We start from the raw sequence: 17,141 nt of genomic DNA, 5'->3' as shown, positions 1-17,141 counted from the left end.
CCCCGTTGCGCCGGTGCGGGCCCGTGCGGGCCTGCCGATCCGACGCTAGCGGAGGTTGCATTTCCGGTCAATCAGAAGTCGCGCAGATCATGCGTAAACTTGCGCACTGGTTGGATTAAGTCAGGACTCGCGCGCCGGCACGCCGCGCGCGACCACCCCGAGGTACGCGGCGAGGTCGGCCGGCACGGCGGGCGGATCGAGGGCGGCGACCGCCTCGGCCGCATGACGCACGATCAGTGCGCGATGCCGCTCGAGCGCGCCGGACTCCCGCATGATCCGACGGACGCGATCGACCCCCTCCTCGGAGACATCCGCTCGGCCGACCTCGCGCTCGAGCACCGCGCGATCCGCCGGAGAGGCGAGCCGCAGCGCGAGCTGGAGCAGGCGCGTGCGCTTGCCGCCGCGCACGTCGGAGCTCGTCGACTTGCCCGTGCGGTCCGGATCGCCGAAGACCGCGAGCTCGTCGTCCCGCAGCTGGTAGGCGATCCCGAGGTTGCGTCCGTACTCCGCGAGCGCGTCGAGCACCTCGGAGCCCGCCCGGCCGGAGGCGACGGCACCGAGCCGCAGCGGCAGGATCACGCTGTAGCCGGCGGTCTTCAGCTCGGCGATCCGCACGGGCCGCGCCGCGGAGGGGGCGACCTGCTCGCTGCGCACGTCCATCAGCTCGCCCGCGATCGCCGCGTCGAGCGCCGACAGCACCTCCAGGGCGAGGGCGGTCCGGATCCCGGTCGGAACGGGCGCGGTCACGACGGCGCGCAGGCTCGCCCCGATGGCCAGGTCGCCCGCCAGCAGCGCGGCGGCATCCGCCTGCCGGTCGGCGACCTCGCCGGGCGCCCCCGCGGCGACCCACGCCGCCCGGACGCTGCCCGCCACATTCGGCCGGCCGTGCCGGCGGTCGTCGCCGTCGATGAGGTCGTCGTGGACGCACAGGCCCACGTGCAGCAGCTGCACGGCCGATCCGAGCGCGTCGCACACCCCGGGGTCGTCGCCGCCCATCCCGAGGTAGGCGGCGATCGCCAGCCTCGCCCGGAGCTGCTTGCCGCCCTCCTGCGCGGCGAGGAGCCCGATCAGCTCGCGCGCCTCGGGATCCCGCGCCGCCGCCGACGAGGCGAGCGCCGTCCACGCCTCGGCGACCGCGTGCGATGTCCCGGCCACGGCTCGCCGCACCCGCTCGGCGAGCCCGGTCGAGGCGGAGCCGGTCGCGCCGACCGGCTGGCGGTCCGCGGGCTCGAGTCCGACGCGCACCTGCTCACGCAACGGCATGGGCTCACTCCTCCCCGCCCACGGCATCCTCGCCGGGGCCGAACGGCGCGGCGCGACTCAGGCGGTCGCGCCGGCGACGCCCACCCACGCGCCATCCGTGCCCGAGCTGTGCTCGACCGCGTCGAGCACGCGCTGCACGTGCAGCCCGTCGGTGAACGACGGACGCGGCGCCGTCCCGGCGGCGATCGCGTCCACGAAGTCCTTCGCCTGGTTGGCGAAGCCGTGCTCGTAGCCGAGCATGTGCCCGGCGGGCCACCAGGCGGCGACCCACGGGTGCTCGGGCTCGGTCACGATGATCCGCTTGAAGCCCTGCTCCTCCGAGGCGTCCCGCGCGTCGTAGAGCTCGAGGGCGTTGAGGTCCTCGAGGTCGAACGCGATGGCGCCGTGCGAGCCCGACACCTCGACGCGCAGCGAGTTCTTGCGTCCCGTCGCCATGCGCGACGCCTCGAACGTGCCGAGGGCGCCCGACGCGAACCGGCCGCGGAACAGCGCGACGTCGTCGACGGTCACGTCGCCGTACTCGGCATCCGCGCCTCCGGAGGCGGCGCCCGCGATCGCCCCGGCGGTCGGGCCGGCGGGACGCGGGCGGCGGCGGACGAACGTCTCGAGCACACCCGACACCTCGCTGAGGCGAAGGCCGGTCATGTACTCCGCGAGGTCCACCGCGTGGGCGCCGATGTCGCCGAGCGCGCCGGAACCGGCACGCTCCTTCTCGAGCCGCCAGGTCATGGGCGCCGCGGGGTCGACGAGCCAGTCCTGCAGGTACGACGCGCGGACGTGGCGGATCTCGCCGATGCGGCCGTCCGCGATGAGGCGGCGCGCGAACGCGGTGGCCGGCACGCGACGGTAGGTGAACCCCAGCATCGAGCGGATGCCGCGGCCGGCGGCGACCTCGGCCGCCCGGGTCATGGCCTCGGCCTCGTGCGTCGAATTGGCCAGGGGCTTCTCGCACAGCACGTGCTTTCCGGCCTCGAGCGCCGCGATGGCGATCTCGGCGTGGCTGTCGCCGGGCGTCACGATGTCGACGACGTCGATGTCGTCGCGCTCGACGACCTCGCGCCAGTCGCTCGAGGACTCGCGCCATCCCCACTTCTCGGCGGCCTGGGCGGCGCGCGCCGGATCTCGCCCGACCAGCACGTCCATGGTCGGCTGCAGCGCGAGGTCGAAGAACCTCGGCGCCACGCGCCATCCCTGCGAATGGGCCGCCCCCATGAAGCCGTTGCCCACCATCGCGACGCGGAGTCGTTCAGCCATGCGGATCGAAGCCGCCTTCCTGTGTGTAGGGGAGGCCGGGCGCCACGCGGGACGCCCGGCCTCTGGTGTTCGGATCAGGACTCGAACGCGAACTCGATGAACTCGTCGACGTTGTCCTTCGTGACGACCGGCGCGTCGAGCACGATGCGGTTCGGCACGCTCGGCGTGTAGAGGTCGCTCATGGTCTTGCCCTGCGCGATGAGTCGGGCCAGCGCGATGCCGTCGGCCGCCTGGGTGGACGGGTAGATGACGGTCGCCTCGAGCACCGAGTCGCCCGACTGGATCGCGCGCATCGCATTGGCGCTGCCCGCGCCGCCGACCATGAAGAACTCGTCGCGACCCGCGGCTTCGATGGCCGCGAGCACGCCGACGCCCTGGTCGTCGTCGTGGTTCCAGATGGCGTCGATCTCGGGCGCCGCCGAGAGCAGCTGCGAGGTCACCGCCTCACCGCCCTGGATGGTGAAGTCGGCCGCGACGCGGTTGCTGACCTCGAGGCCGCAGTCCGACAGGGCGTCGGCGAAGCCGCGCGAGCGGTCCTGCGTGAGCGGGAGGGAGTCGATGCCGGCGATCTCGGCGACCACCGCATCCTCCTGGCCCTCGAGGCGCTCGCAGATGTACGTGCCGGCCGACACGCCCATGCCGTAGTTGTCGCCGAGGATCGTGGTGCGGGCCGCGAACGGGCTCGAGAACTCGCGGTCGACGTTGATCACCGGGATGCCGGCCTCCATGGCCTTGGTCGCGGCCTCGGTCAGCGCCGCACCGTCGGTGGGCAGCAGCACGATGGCGTCGACGCCCTCGTTGATGAAGGTCTCGACCTGGCTGATCTGGAGGTTGGCGTCGTTGGTGCCCTCGGCGACGCGCAGCTCGACGTCGTCGTAGGTCTCCGCCGCGGCCTGCGCCGCGGAGTTGATCGCACCCAGCCAGCCGTGGTCGGCGGCCGGGCCGGAGAAGCCGATGACGACGGTGTCGCCCGAGGCGGCGTTCTCCTCGGCGGAGTTCTGGTTCTCGGCGACGCTCGACTCGGCGCCGCCGGCGGTGCAGCCCGCGAGCAGGCCGGCGACCGCGAGCGAGGCTCCGGCGATGACGATGGCGCGGCCCCGCGAGGTGGTGCGCTTGACGCTCATTGTTGTTGTCCTCTCGTTGGATGTGACGCAGCGCCGTCAGGCGGACCTGATCCACCCGAGTGCAACCACACCCGACCGTGTCCACGCTGACGTTCCGCCAACGTAGCAGAAGATCCCCGTCGGTGCGCAACTTATGTTTGTGATCCGTCAAAAGCCCGGATGGCCCGCAGGGGCGCGGCTGGGACGGTGCAGGGACTCGCCGAAGAGGCGGAAGGTCCGGGGTGTTGCGCCGAGTACTTCTGCCGTTATGATTCCCAAGTGATCAAAGACGACCAATCTCCGGCATTACTCCGAATGAGCGGGATCTCCAAGAGCTTCGCGGGCGTGCAGGCGCTCTCCGGCGTCGACCTCGAGATCGCCGCCGGCGAGGTGCACTGCATCCTCGGCCAGAACGGCGCCGGGAAGTCCACGCTGATCAAGACCCTCGCCGGGGCGCACTCGCCCGACGCGGGGACCATCCTCTGGAACGGCGAGGAGGTCACGCTCTCCTCGCCGCAGGATGCGATCGGGCTCGGAATCGCGACGATGTACCAGGAACTCGACGTGGTCGAGGGCCTCACGATCGCCGAGAACATCTTCCTCGGCCACGAGCTCGCGGTGGGGGGCTTCCTGCGCACCGGCGAGGCGAACGCCCGCGCCCGTGAGCTGCTGCGGCGACTCGGTCACGGCAACCTCGCACCGAACCGCGAGGTGGGCTCGCTGAGCGCCGCGAACCAGCAGATCGTGAGCATGGCACGCGCGCTCAGCCACGACACCAAGCTCATCATCATGGACGAGCCGTCGGCCGTGCTCGACAGCGAGGAGGTCAAGAACCTCTTCCGCGTCGTCCGCGAGCTCACGGCCGCGGGCATCGCCGTCGTCTACATCACGCATCGCCTCGAGGAGATCCGCGAGATCGGCGACCGCATCACCGTGCTGAAGGACGGGCGCAGCACCGCCAACGGCCTGCCGGTCGCCGACACCCCGACGCCCGAGCTGATCCGGCTGATGACCGGGCGCGCCGTCGCCAACGTCTTCCCGCCCGCCACGCCGGTCGACCCATCGGCGCCCGTCAAGCTCGAGGTCGAGGGGCTCAGCCTCGACGGCGTGTTCCACGACGTCAGCTTCAGCGTCCGCGCCGGCGAGATCGTCGGGCTCGCGGGCCTCGTCGGCTCGGGCCGCTCCGAGATCCTGGAGACCGTGTACGGCGCGCGGCGGGCGACGTCGGGCTCCGTGCGGGTCGACGGTCGCGAGCTCTCGCGAGGCTCCGTGCGCCAGGCGGTTCGGGCCGGCATCGGCCTCTCGCCCGAGGAGCGCAAGAGCCAGGGCCTGCTGCTCGACGAGCCGATCTACCAGAACGTCACCCTCGCCTCGTTCGCCCGGTACGCGCGGGGCGGGTTCGTCAACGAGCGCGCCGAGCGCCGCGTGGCCCAGGAGCAGATCTCCGCGCTGCAGCTGCGCCCGGCCGACCCCGATCGCCCAGCGCGCACGCTCTCGGGCGGCAACCAGCAGAAGATCCTGCTGGCCCGCTGGCTCGTCAACCGGACCTCCGTGCTCCTGCTCGACGAGCCCACCCGTGGCGTGGATGTGGGCGCCCGCGCCGAGATCTACGCGCTGATCCGCAGGCTCGCGGCCGACGGCGACGCGGTCGTCATCGTCTCGAGCGAGATCGAGGAGGTGCTCGGCCTGGCCGACACCGTCCTCGTGGTCGCGGAGGGGCGCGTGCTGACGACCGTCAAGGCAGACCAGATCGACGAGCACCGCGTGCTCGACCTCATCATGGAAGGAACCGCCGCGTGAGCGAGCAGCAGACCATCTCCCCCGCCGAGACCCCGGCGGATCCGTCCCCCTCCCGCGAACGCCGCGTCTCGGCCCGCTCGATCCTCAGCGGTTCCGTGGGCCGCAACCTCGGGCTCGTCCTGGCGCTCGCCGCGCTGTTCGTCGTCGGCGCGATCACCGCCGGCGACCGGTTCACGAACATCGACAACATCCTCGTGATCATCCGCTTCGCTTCGATCATCGGCGTGATCTCGATCGGCATGACGTTCGTGATCATCGGCGGCGGTATCGACCTGTCGGTCGGCTCGGTCATGGGGCTGGCCTCGGTGGTCGCGACGCTCTCGGCCGTGCAGGCCGCCGCCGAGAGCTCGACCTGGGTCGTGATGGTGTTCGCCGCGCTCGCGGTGGGGCTGGCCGCCGGCTTCATCAACGGGTTCGTGATCGCGTACGGCAAGGTCGTGGCGTTCATGGCGACGCTCGCGATGCTCGTCGCGGCGCGCGGACTCGCCGAGATCCTCGCCAACCGCACCACGCAGGTCGTCCGCGTGCCCGAGTTCATCGAGTTCCTCAACCTCGACCTGCTCGGCATCGACATGCTCATCTGGATCTTCGTGATCGTCGCCGCCGCCGGCTGGATCCTGCTGAACCGCACGACGTTCGGCCGCCGCACGATCGCGATCGGCGGCAACCCCGAGGCGGCCCGCCTGGCCGGTCTCTCGGTGCGCCGCCACACCATCTACCTGTACGCGCTCGCGGGCCTCACGGCCGGCATCGCCGCCGTGATGATCCTCGGCCGCACGACGGCGGGCACCTCGACGCACGGCACGCTCTACGAGCTCGACGCGATCGCCGCGGTGGTCGTCGGCGGCACGCTCCTCGCGGGCGGTCGCGGCACGATCACGGGCACCGTGTTCGGCGTCCTCATCTTCGCCACGCTCACGAACGTATTCACGCAGAACAACCTCTCGACATCGGTGCAGGCCGTCGCGAAGGGCGTGATCATCGTGATCGCCGTGCTCCTGCAGCAGCGCTTCTCCGGCTCGACTCCCCGCGGTCGGTGACCCCTCCTTCTGGGGCGCTGCCGGCCGGGCGATGCATGCGAAGCCATGCGAGTTATGACATGGGCTATGGGAGAATCAACGGATGGCTGACGTAAGTGCGGGAGGGCCCCGCCACCACGTGAACGCGCTGGGTTCGACGGCGATGAGCGACCTGTTCCAGATCCTGCGCGACGGCCATCCGCGAACACGCAGCGAGCTCGCGGCGATCACCGGGCTCGCGCGGACCACGGTCGCGATGCGGATCGACGCGCTCACCGACCTCGGCCTCGTGGGCCCGGTCGGCGAGGCCGCGTCGACCGGCGGGCGGCCCTCGTCGCTCTTCGCCATCACCGCGAGCGGGCGCTACGTCATCGGCGTCGACATCGGCGCGTCGCACGTCCGTGTCGCGCTCAGCGACATCACCGGCCGCATCCTCGAGGAGACCAACTCGGTGATCGCGGTCTCCGAGGGCCCCCGTGTCGTGCTCGACACCGCGATCGCGGCCGCACGCGAGCTCATCGAGCGCGCCGGGCGGTCCACGCGCGACCTCCTCGCGATCGGCATCGGCGTGCCCGGTCCGGTCGAGTTCAGCACGGGCCGTCCGATCAACCCGCCGATCATGCCGGGGTGGGACCGCTTCGACATCGCGGGCTGGGTCCGCCAGGAGCTCGACGTCCCCGTGCTGGTCGACAACGACGTGAACATCATGGCCCTCGGCGAGCGCGAGCACGCCTGGCCCGACGTCGACCACCTCCTCTTCGTCAAGATCGCGACGGGCATCGGCGCCGGCGTGATCTCGGGCGGGTTCCTCCAGCGCGGCGCGCAGGGCACCGCGGGCGACATCGGCCACGTCTACGTCTCGCGCGGCGCCGAGATCGCGTGCAACTGCGGCAACTTCGGATGCCTCGAGGCCCTCGCCTCGGGCAGCGCGATCGCGCGCGCGCTGACCGCCGCGGGGATGCCCGCCGAGAACTCCCGCGACGTCGTCGACCTGGTCAAGAACGGCAACGTCAACGCGATCCAGGCGGTGCGCCAGGCGGGCCGCGACGTGGGCGAGGTGCTCACCACGTGCGTGAGCCTGATGAACCCGTCGGTCATCGTGCTGGGCGGCGCGATGGCCGAGGCGGGCGAGCACCTCATCGCGGGGGTGCGCGAGGTCGTCTACCGGCGCTCCATGCCGCTCGCGACCGAGGCGCTGCACATCACGCTGTCCCAGACCGGGGCCGACGCCGCGGTGCTCGGCGCGACCATGCTCGCGATCCACCACTCGCTCTCCCCCGCGAACATCGAGGCGATGATCGCCGCGTCGTCCGCGGGCCTCATGCGCGCGGTGAAGTAGGCCGCCGCGCGCCGCGATCGCCTGTCGCCCATGCGGGGGGTCTCCGCGACAGCCCGACGGGAGTATCCTCAACGCCGAGGTTGCGACCGCTCGACGCACCCGAAAGTCGAGCGAGACCCGGCGCCCGCGGTGGCGAACGTGCAGGGCCCTCCGAGCCTCGCCGCAGCCCGATCGATCGAGGCGAGACCATGCGCTGGCCGATCACCACCGCCGCCGTGCTGGCGGCGCTCATCACCGTCCAATCCGCGCCCATCGCCGTGGCGTCGACGCCGCAGCCGGACGCGCCCGGCGATTCACGCGTGGAGCCGCCGGGGCGGCCCGACGATACCCCGTCGCACCCAGGCCCGCCGGAACGCCGCAGCACCGTCCTCGAGGATCAGCGGGCACCGTCATCGTCGGACCGATCGCTCGCCCCGGGAATGCAGGCCGCACCGGCGGACAACCGCGTGGTGGGGTCGATCGTCGCCGCCGGTGGGGGCGACGTGGTGAGCGGCTCCGCCCTGGCCGCGCTGGCATCGGTATCCGATCGCGCGGCGAGTCGCGATGCCGGCGCCGACCGCTACGCGACCGCAGTGGACCTGTCGACCACGCACTTCCCGGACGGTGCGACCGACGTCTGGCTCGCCACCGGCGAGAACTTCCCCGACGGCATCACCGCCTCCGCCATCGCCGGGGCGCGGGCCGGGCCGGTGCTGCTCACCCGCACGTCGACGCTCCCGTCTAATGTCTCCGCCGAACTCATCCGTCTTCACCCGGCCAACGTGTGGGTCACGGGCGGGACCGGGGCCGTCACCGAGGGCGTCGTCGCCGCCGTGCGGCAGGCGCTGCCGGGCGCCGAGGTGGTCCGCCTTGCCGGAGCGGACCGATACGGAACCGCCGCCGCCCTTGCACAGACCTTCGTCGCCTCCGCCGATTCGGTGTTCGTCGCATCCGGACTGAACTTCCCCGACGCCCTGTCCACCGGTCCGGCGGCCGCCGACGGCTCGGCCCCGATCCTGCTCGTCAGCACGTCCGGCGTGCCGTCCGCGACCGCAGCCCAGCTTCGCCGGCTCCGGCCGGCGACCGTGTACGCGGTCGGCGGCACCGGAGTGGTGGCCGACTCGGTCCTCTCGTCGATCCGCTCCATCACGGGCGGACAGACCGTTCGGGTCGCGGGCGCCGATCGCTTCGCGACCGCGGCAGCCGTCTCGGATCGGTTCTTCGAGCCGACCACCGCGAGCATCCTCGTGGCGAACGCGTTCTCGTTCGCCGACGGAATCGCGGCCGGTGCGGTCGCCGGCCTGCTCGCGAGTCCGCTGCTGCTCGCCGACGCGCACGCGACGCCCCCGCGCGTGACCGTCGACGCGTCGCGGCGCGTCTCATGGTGGCTGCCCGCCTCAGGGCGGGTGATCCGCTACACGCTCGTCACACACCCCGACGACGAGTTCGCGGCATGGTCGGTGCTCGGCGATCGGGACCCGCGGCGATACGACGTCGTCGTCGTGCTCACGACCGGCGAGTCGACGTCGTACTGCAATGGCGAGCCGGTGGACAACCCCTGGATGTCGCAGCAGTTCCTGCCGCAGCCGCAGCCGACCGGGGAGCAGTACTCCGATCGGTGCAAGAAGCACCGGATGGACAGCTGGAACGTGTTCATGGAGAGCGCGGGGTTCACCGGCACGTCCGCGCCGGAGACGTTGACCGCCCATCCGCAGGCATTCGGGGGGCGCGCGATTCCCGTGCCGCTGCGTCGCGACGCGACGGGCCAGGTCATCGAAGCAGCGTCGTACCAGCTGGCCGTCGGCCCGGTTCACGCGGTCGTCGCGTTCGACATGGGTGCGCTGACGAGCGACGAGGTGCTCTGGGCGATCCTGACCGCACGTGAGCTCGCCGTGCGATTCCCGACGCAGGTCGAGGGCGACATCGTCGCTGCGGGGTTCTACAACGACGGGCCCACCGGATACCGCGACATCCATCCCGACCACGACGCCGTCTACACGCTGCTCGGCACCGTCGACCTCGGCCTGCCGGGGAGCCAGTACCAGACCGTGGGACACGCGCAGGCCGCGCGTGCGTTCGGCGCGACCGTCTCCGGGTACTGCGGGATGATGTGCCACCCCGCGGCTCCGAGCCCGTTCCGCGGCCCGATGGGCCGCTTCCAGTACGCGTACGGGTGGCTTGCGAACGGGTACTGGCCACCTGGCGAGGCCGACCAGCCGGCGGGCTTCTCGCACTACCAGTCCTTCAGCAAGTGGTTCTGAAGTAGCGCGCCGCGCGTCCGCCGTGCCCCGCGGGAGGCGGAGGTCGGCGGTACCGTGGTCGGGTGACCGACACCCCGTTCGCGCTGTTCGACCTCGAGTCGGTCGCGCCCCGCGTCGCGTCGGCGCTGCGCGAGCCCGTCCACCCGCACGAGCGTCGCGTCGTCGCCGACGCGGGCGACCGCGTGGCGTGGTTGCGGGCCCGGGCACGGGGCGTCACGGCGACGGATGCCGCCAAGCTCGCGTCCGAGGCGTCCGTGCGCGCCGCGGCGAACGAGAAGCTGTACGGCACGCGCGGCCGCGGCTTCGGCGGCAGCCGGTACACCGACCACGGCCGCACCCGCGAACCGGTCATCGCGGACTGGGTGCGCCGCGAGCACGGCATCGCGCCATCGAGCCTGCTCTTCCACGCCGAGCGCGACCGGCGGCACCTCGCGACGCCCGACGGGTTGCGGGTCGCCGGCGGCGCGGTCGAGCTGTGCGAGATCAAGACCACCTCGAAGCCGTGGCGCGGCATCCCGCGCGGCTACCTGCGGCAGGTGTGGTGGCAGCAGTACGTGCTCGGCGCCGAGCGCACGCTCGTGGTGTGGGAGCAGCACGACGGCTTCGTGCCCGTCGGCGAACCCCAGTGCCGGTGGGTCGAGCGGGACGAGAACCAGGTCGCCCGGCTCGTGCGCCTCGCCGACCTCCTGCTCGAGGCGATCCGCCCGCAGCCCGGCGCGCCCGAGCCGGCGGGCTTCCGCGAGTCGCCCGACCGCGCCTTCTACCGCCCGGGGCCGCTCGCGTGAGCTTCGTGCTCCTGCACGGGCTCGGCGCCGACCGCGGCCAGCCGCTCGGCCTGTTCGGGCCCGTGCTCGAGCGGCTCGGGGTGCCCGCCGCCGGGATCGTGGCACCCGACGTGCGCGCCCACGGCGCCTCCACGCTCGTCGGCGACCCGGCGGACTTCGCGATCGACCGGATCGCTCGCGAGGTCGCGGCGGAGGCCGGCGTGATGCTCGCCGGCGGGGGCGCCGGCACCGCGGCATCCGCGTCGAACGCCCCGGCCGCGCGGCCGCTGACGCTCATCGGCATCTCGATGGGCGCGGCGCTCGCGCTGCGGATCTGCCTGCTGAGGCTCCTGCCCGTCGAGCGCGCGGTGTTCGTGCGGCCCGCGTTCGGCGACCGCTCGCTGCCGCCCAACCTGCGCCCGTTCCCCGTGATCGGCGAGCTGCTGCGCGAGCTCGGCGCCGTCGACGGCGCGGAGCGCTTCCGGCACACCGAGCCCTACCTGCGTGTGGCGCACGAGTCGCCCGCGGGCGGGCGCGGCCTCCTCGCCCAGTTCAGGGCCCCGGATGCCGCGCGGCGCGCGGTCCGGCTCGTCGAGATCCCGCGCAACCGCGCCTTCGCGCGCGAGGCAGAGCTCGGCGACCTCGCGAGCCGCGGCATCCGCACGCTCGTGGTCGGCGCGCCGCGCGACCCCGTGCATCCGTTCGCGCTCGCGGAGCGCTGGGCGGGAGCCCTCGGGTCGCCGCTCGAGCGCGTCCCGGCCCGCGACGACGGGCAGGCCGCACAGGATGCCGCGATGCGCTCGCTCGTGGGCGATTGGCTCAGCCGGCGGTGAGCGTGTCGTCGACGGGTTCGATGACCGCGGCCGTCGCGGACGCGTCGTGCGGCCACGGCGTGCGGCTGAGCGCGAGGATCCCGGCGCCGACCAGGAGGATGAACGCGGCGATCGCGATGACGTAGACCGCGACGCCGCCGTAGCTCGCCTCCTGCGCGGGGTTCAGGAACGGGTAGGGGTACCAGCCGATGAGCACGCCGCGCACGAGGGTGTAGGCCACCCAGACCAGCGGGAAGATCGCGATCGTCCAGAGCCGCTCCCACGGGATGCGGTGCCGGCCCGGCGCGAGGACCCAGTCGGCGACCAGGTAGAGCGGCGCCCACACGTGCAGGATCTCGTTCGACCACGGCAACGTCGTGGCCTGGTCGAGCGAGATCCCGCGCAGCAGCAGGTTGTAGACGACGAACGTGGTCGACATGTACGTGACCGCGCACGCGCGCACGAGGTTGAACCATTCCGGGTCGTCGGGCCGGGTGAACGCGATCCAGGCGCCCGCGAGCATGACGAGCGCCGCGAGCGCGTTCGAGAGGATCGTGAAGAAGCTGAAGAAGTTCACGACGAAGGCGGCCCGGTCGGGGACCATCGACCACGCCACCGCGAACTGGCCCGCGATCGCCACGACGATCGCCGCGGCCGCACCGACCCGAAGCACCCCGAACAGCACTCGCATCGACTCCCCCTCGACTCCCCCGGTGCTCGCAGCCTAACCTGCCCCAGAATGGACCCACGGGAGGCGATCGGATGGCGGAGACGATGCGGGCACTGGTGATCGACGCGGCGGGCGAGGGCGCCGGGCTGCGGGTGGCCGAGGTCGCGCGGCCGATGCGGGTCTCCGACGAGGTGCTCGTCCGGGTGGTGGCCGCGGGCGTGAACCCGATCGACCTGAAGACCAAGCTCGGGAAGGGCGTCGCGGCCGCGATCCCGTCGTTCCCGGCGGTGCTCGGCAACGACTTCGCGGGCGTCGTCGAGGAGGTGCCGTACGCCGCGCATCCGCTGCAGCCGGGCGACCGGGTGTACGGGATGGCGCGTCCGCCGCGCCAGCCGGGCAGCTACGCGGAGTTCGTGAGCGTGTCGTCGATGAGCGTCGCGCCCATGCCGGTCGCGACCGGATTCGTCGACGCCGCGGGCGTGCCGTGCGCGGCGCTCACCGCGTGGGGCGCGGTGGTCGACGTGGCTCGGGCCCACGACGGGCAGCGGATGCTGATCCACGCCGGATCCGGCGGGGTCGGGCACTTCGCGGTGCAGCTCGCGAGCTACTTCGGCGCGCACGTGACGGCGACCGGGTCGGCGCGGAACGCCGAGTTCCTCGCCTCGCTCGGCGCGCACCGCGTGATCGACTACGCGTCCGAGCGCTTCGAGGAGGTCGCGGGCGAACAGGACGTCGTGATCGACCTGGTCGGCAACGTGGTCGACGACACGGCCACCCGCTCACTGCGCGTGCTGCGCCGCGGCGGGCTCATCGTGAACGTGCCGACGCGGTCGTGGCCGACGATGGCGGAGGAGTCCGAGGCAGCGGGGGTTCGCGCGACGGGCTATTCGGTGTCGCCCGATGCGCGCACCCTGGCGGTGATCTCGCGGCTCATCGACGACGGCTCGCTGCGCGTGCACGTCGACGCGGAGTTCCCGTTCGAGGAGGGCGAGGCCGCGCACCGCCGGCTCGGCGAGGGGCACGTGCGCGGCAAGCTCGTGCTGCGCGTCGCGCCCGACCCCGCCTGATCGGGACGATTCGCGCTGCAGGCGCCTCCGCCCGGGCGATCTCCTCGCGACGGCTCACGGCGTCGGCGCACGACCGCCGGCGAGGAGCGACGTGCCGAGCTCGCTGCGCAGGTAGAGCACGCTCCGCCCGTATCGGGTGCTGACGAGCAGGCCGGCGTCGCGCAGCGCGCGCAGATGCTGGTTCACGGCGCTCGGCGTCACACCCAATCGCACGCCGAGCTCGGTCGAGGAGGCGGGGTCGCCGAGCGCGGCGAGCAGCGAGGCGCGCGTCGGCCCGAGGATGCCGGCGACCGCGGCGGGGTTCGCGACGCGTTCGGCCTCCCACAGGGCGCCCTGCCCGCGCGCGGGGTACATGACCATGGGCGGGCCGTCGCCGACGGGCGCGGACGCGCGCCGCGTGAACATGGTCGGCATGAGCGTGAGCCCCGTGCCGTCGATGCGCTGCGTGCGATCGGCCGGGTCCCGCAGCCGCACCGACAGGATGTCGCCGTCGTAGTCGATGGTCGCCGAGAGGCCGTTGAGCATCGCCCCGAGGCCGTGCTGCGCGATCTGCCGCCCGCGGTGCACGACGTCGGCCTCGAGCACGGCGCGCATCCGGGGCCAGTAGGCGGCGAAGCTCGCCGCCCAGAGCTCCTCGAGCGCGGCGACGACCCGGCGCACGGCCGCGCGCGGCGGCCCCGCGAGCACGTCGGGAACGCGGCCGTGCACCGCGACGAGGTCGCGGCGGAACACCTCGGCGGGCAGCTCGCGGAGCCGGGCGAGTTCGTCGTCGAGGCGCGTGAGCGGCGAGTCCGGGCGGGGGTTCAGGAAGTCGGGCGTCCACATCCGCTCGTCGATCAGCGCGTCGAGCACCTCGTGGTCGAGATGGGTGCGCGCCGACTCGGTGCGGCTCACCCAGGGCAGCTGGAGCGGGAAGGACGCGGGGTGGCGGATGGCGCGCAGCGAGAGGCCGAGCTCGCTCAGCGGCGAGATGCCGAAGCGCACGGCCGCGACATCCTGCTCTTCCAGCACGTAGCGCAACATGTAGCAGAACGCTACATCGATTCCACCGCAGGCGCCGTGCTGGCAGAACGGAGGGGTGACCGTCGCCCCCCACCGCACTCCGCTCGTGTCCCGGATCCTCGCCCCGCTCGCCGACCCCGTGCTCCGCGTGCTCGTCATCGCGACCCTCATCGCCCGGGTCGGCCGCGGGATCTTCCTCACCGTCACGGTGCTGTACTTCACCTTCGTGGTCGGGCTCGACGCCCAGCAGGTCGCGCTGGTGCTCACCCTCGCCAGCGCGGCCGGCGTGCTGTCGGCGTTCGCGGGCGGGTGGCTCGCCGACCGGCTCAGCGCCAGGCGGCTGCTGGTCTCCCTCACGATCGCCGAGGGCATCGGACTCATCGCGTACGTCCTGGTCGGCGACCTGGCCACCGCGATCGTCATCGCCGTGAGCGTCGGCGCCCTCGAGCAGGCGTCGAACGCATCCCGGAGCGCGATCATCGCACGCGCCTTCACCGGCGAACGCCGCGTGGGCGCGCGGGCCGTGCTGCGCACCGTCACCAACATCTCGATCGCGGCGGGATCGGGGATCGGCGCCCTCGCGCTCGCGCTCGGCACCCCCGAGGCGTACCGCGCGACGATCGTCGCCGCCGGGCTGGCGTCGCTCGTCGCCGTGACCCAGCTCGTCCGACTCCCCCGCACGGTCGACGCGCCGGCGCCGCGCGCGGCCGAGCCGGTCACGACCGCGACCGGCTCGACCGACGTGCGCGCCTCCGCGCGGGCGGAACGGATCGCGCTGCGCGCCCACTCGCCCTGGCGCGACCCCCGCTACCTGCTGCTGACGCTGCTCAGCGCCGTGTTCGGCATGCAGTTCGCCGTCACGAACATCGGCGTGCCGTTATGGGTCGCGCACTCCACCGAGGCGCCGGAGACCGTCGTCGCGGCGGTGCTCATCCTGAACACCGTGGTCGTGGTGCTGTTCCAGGTCCCCCTCTCGCGCGGCACGCACGACCTGCGGGTCGCCGGGCGCGTCTCGGCGATCGCCGCGTGGCTGATGGCCGGAGCGTGCGTCGTGTATGCGCTGGCCGCCGGCCTGACGGCCTGGGCCGCCGTCGTGGTCGTGCTCCTCGCCGCGCTCGCGCACGCGTTCGCCGAGGTGCTCTCGCAGGCCGGCGGATGGGGGCTCAGCTTCGAGCTCGCCGACCCCGTCCGCGCGGGGACGTACCAGGGGGTGTTCGGGATGGGCTACTCGATCGGCGCGCTGTGCGCCCCGCTCGTGGTCGCCGCCACCGCGCTCGAGCACGGGCTCGCCGGCTGGGTCGCGCTCGGCGCGATCTTCCTCGCGTCGGGGCTCGGCACCTGGGCGCTCGCGCGCGCGTCCGCGCGCCGGGCCGCCGATCCGCAGCCGATGCCCAGCCTCGGCGTCGGATCGGTCGGCTAGCGTGACGGCATGAGCGCGCCGTCCGTCGTCTGGTTCCGCGACGACCTGCGGGTGGGCGACCATCCCGCGCTGCACGCGGCGGTCGAGCGCGGCGAGCCCATCGTCGCGGTGTACGTGCTCGATGAGGAGTCGACCGGCATCCGCCCGCTCGGCGGCGCGGCCCGGTGGTGGCTGCACCACTCGCTCGCCTCGCTCGCCGACGACCTGCGCGAGCGGGGCGTGCGGCTCGTTCTCCGTCGCGGCGAGGCGGGCCGCGTCATCCGCTCGCTCGTCGACGAGGTCGGCGCCGGCGCCGTCTACTGGAACCGGCGGTACGGCGGCGCCGAGCGCGAGATCGACACCGCGCTGAAGGCCGGGCTGCGCGATGCGGGCCTCGAGGTCGAGAGCTTCGCCGGGTCGCTGCTGTTCGAGCCGTGGACGATCCGCACGGGCTCGGGCACCCCGTTCTCGGTGTTCACGCCGTTCTGGAAGGCGTGCCTCGCGGCCGACGAGCCGCGGCGCCCGCTGCCCGCGCCCTCCGAGCTCGACGGGGTCGGCGGGCCGTCGGGGCGCGGCGGTCCGGCGAGCGACGACCTCGACGACTGGGGCCTGCTGCCCACGGCGCCCGATTGGGCGGGCGGGCTCCGCGAGACCTGGGAGCCGGGCGAAGCGGCGGCGCACCGGCGCCTGCGCGAGTTCCTGCGCGACGACCTGGTCGACTACGCGACGGGCCGCGACCGCATGGACCGGCAGGTCACGAGCCGGCTCTCGCCGCGCCTGCGCTGGGGCGAGTTGAGCCCGCACCAGGTGTGGCACGCCACCCGCGAGCACGCGGCCGGCACCGAGGGCGCGCGCAAGTTCCTCTCCGAGGTCGGATGGCGCGAGTTCGCGTGGCACGTCCTGTTCCACTTCCCCGACCTCGCGACGAAGAACTGGCGGGCCGAGTTCGACGCGTTCCCCTGGCCGCACCTGCACCCGTCCGCGCTCACCGCGTGGGAGCGCGGCCGTACGGGCGTTCCCGTGGTCGACGCGGGCATGCGCGAGCTCTGGCACAGCGGCGTGCTGCACAACCGCGTGCGCATGATCGCGGCGTCGTTCCTGACCAAGAACCTGCTCATCGACTGGCGCCGGGGCGAGCAGTGGTTCTGGGACACGCTCGTCGACGCCGACCACGCGTCGAACCCGTTCGGCTGGCAGTGGGTCGCCGGGTCGGGCGCCGACGCGGCGCCGTATTTCCGCGTGTTCAACCCCGAGCTGCAGCGCGAGAAGTTCGACCCCGACGGCGAGTACGTGCGCCGGTGGGTGCCCGAGTACGGCACCGACGACTATCCCGAGCCGATCGTCGACCTGAAGGCGACGCGCGACGCGGCGCTCGCGGCCTACGAACGGGTCAAGGCGTCGCGGTAGCC

The 17,141-nt window shown here is 73.1% G+C and carries 14 protein-coding genes; 9 read left to right on the top strand and 5 right to left on the bottom strand.

The genetic code is table 11. From position 1 onward, the window contains the following. Positions 1-120: 120 nt before the first annotated feature. The 3 genes from JOD46_RS04515 to JOD46_RS04505 form a co-directional block, all read right to left on the bottom strand. A complete protein-coding gene (locus JOD46_RS04515; RefSeq protein ID WP_204391961.1) occupies positions 121-1,263 on the bottom strand; it encodes a polyprenyl synthetase family protein in 1,143 nt (380 codons plus the stop codon). Between the two features lie 57 nt (positions 1,264-1,320). Further along, entirely contained in the window at positions 1,321-2,517 is a 1,197-nt protein-coding gene (locus JOD46_RS04510; protein ID WP_239562582.1) for a Gfo/Idh/MocA family protein, read from the bottom strand. Positions 2,518-2,591: 74 nt separating this feature from the next. Further along, positions 2,592-3,641, bottom strand: coding sequence for a substrate-binding domain-containing protein (locus JOD46_RS04505; protein ID WP_204391959.1), 1,050 nt, complete (start codon positions 3,639-3,641; stop codon positions 2,592-2,594). Between the two features lie 294 nt (positions 3,642-3,935). On the opposite strand from JOD46_RS04505, the gene JOD46_RS04500 reads away from it, so the two are divergent. The 6 genes from JOD46_RS04500 (at position 3,936) to JOD46_RS04475 (ending at position 11,615) form a co-directional block, all read left to right on the top strand. Continuing rightward, on the top strand, positions 3,936-5,420 hold the full coding sequence (locus tag JOD46_RS04500; RefSeq protein ID WP_204391957.1) for a sugar ABC transporter ATP-binding protein: 1,485 nt from the start codon (positions 3,936-3,938) through the stop codon (positions 5,418-5,420). After that, positions 5,417-6,460, top strand: a complete 1,044-nt coding sequence (locus tag JOD46_RS04495; protein ID WP_204391956.1) for an ABC transporter permease — start codon at positions 5,417-5,419, stop codon at positions 6,458-6,460. Before JOD46_RS04500 ends, JOD46_RS04495 begins: the two co-directional genes overlap by 4 nt. Positions 6,461-6,602: 142 nt before the next feature. Then, the gene (locus JOD46_RS04490; protein WP_239563206.1) at positions 6,603-7,778 is read left to right on the top strand and encodes an ROK family transcriptional regulator; all 1,176 of its coding nucleotides are present in this window, start codon (positions 6,603-6,605) and stop codon (positions 7,776-7,778) included. Positions 7,779-8,224: 446 nt separating this feature from the next. Further along, positions 8,225-10,018: a cell wall-binding repeat-containing protein gene (locus JOD46_RS04485; protein ID WP_204391954.1), complete on the top strand. Its 1,794-nt coding sequence runs from the start codon at positions 8,225-8,227 to the stop codon at positions 10,016-10,018. 62 nt (positions 10,019-10,080) lie between these two features. Continuing rightward, entirely contained in the window at positions 10,081-10,803 is a 723-nt protein-coding gene (locus JOD46_RS04480) for a YqaJ viral recombinase family protein (protein WP_204391953.1), read from the top strand. Beyond that, positions 10,800-11,615 (top strand): alpha/beta hydrolase family protein, encoded by an 816-nt coding sequence (locus JOD46_RS04475; protein ID WP_204391952.1) that lies wholly within the window; start codon positions 10,800-10,802, stop codon positions 11,613-11,615. Before JOD46_RS04480 ends, JOD46_RS04475 begins: the two co-directional genes overlap by 4 nt. On the opposite strand, the gene JOD46_RS04470 is transcribed toward JOD46_RS04475, so the two are convergent. Continuing rightward, on the bottom strand, positions 11,602-12,285 hold the full coding sequence (locus tag JOD46_RS04470; RefSeq protein WP_204391951.1) for a Pr6Pr family membrane protein: 684 nt from the start codon (positions 12,283-12,285) through the stop codon (positions 11,602-11,604). The two genes, JOD46_RS04475 and JOD46_RS04470, sit on opposite strands and share 14 nt — an antisense overlap. Before the next feature lie 71 nt (positions 12,286-12,356). On the opposite strand from JOD46_RS04470, the gene JOD46_RS04465 reads away from it, so the two are divergent. Then, the gene (locus tag JOD46_RS04465) at positions 12,357-13,331 is read left to right on the top strand and encodes an NADP-dependent oxidoreductase (RefSeq protein WP_204391950.1); all 975 of its coding nucleotides are present in this window, start codon (positions 12,357-12,359) and stop codon (positions 13,329-13,331) included. Between the two features lie 54 nt (positions 13,332-13,385). Here JOD46_RS04465 and JOD46_RS04460 read toward each other — a convergent pair whose 3' ends face one another. Next, positions 13,386-14,354, bottom strand: a complete 969-nt coding sequence (locus JOD46_RS04460; RefSeq protein ID WP_204391948.1) for an ArsR/SmtB family transcription factor — start codon at positions 14,352-14,354, stop codon at positions 13,386-13,388. A 55-nt stretch (positions 14,355-14,409) separates the two neighbouring features. Between JOD46_RS04460 and JOD46_RS04455 the strand changes: the two genes are divergently transcribed. Together JOD46_RS04455 and JOD46_RS04450 are read left to right on the top strand one after the other, a co-directional pair. After that, positions 14,410-15,753, top strand: coding sequence for an MFS transporter (locus tag JOD46_RS04455; RefSeq protein ID WP_204391947.1), 1,344 nt, complete (start codon positions 14,410-14,412; stop codon positions 15,751-15,753). Between the two features lie 9 nt (positions 15,754-15,762). Further along, entirely contained in the window at positions 15,763-17,139 is a 1,377-nt protein-coding gene (locus tag JOD46_RS04450) for a cryptochrome/photolyase family protein (protein WP_204391946.1), read from the top strand. Positions 17,140-17,141 lie beyond the last annotated feature (2 nt).

The sequence above is a fragment of the Agromyces aurantiacus genome (assembly GCF_016907355.1).
In the GTDB taxonomy this organism is placed as follows: domain Bacteria; phylum Actinomycetota; class Actinomycetes; order Actinomycetales; family Microbacteriaceae; genus Agromyces; species Agromyces aurantiacus.
This window is presented reverse-complemented; position numbering and strand designations above follow the sequence as displayed.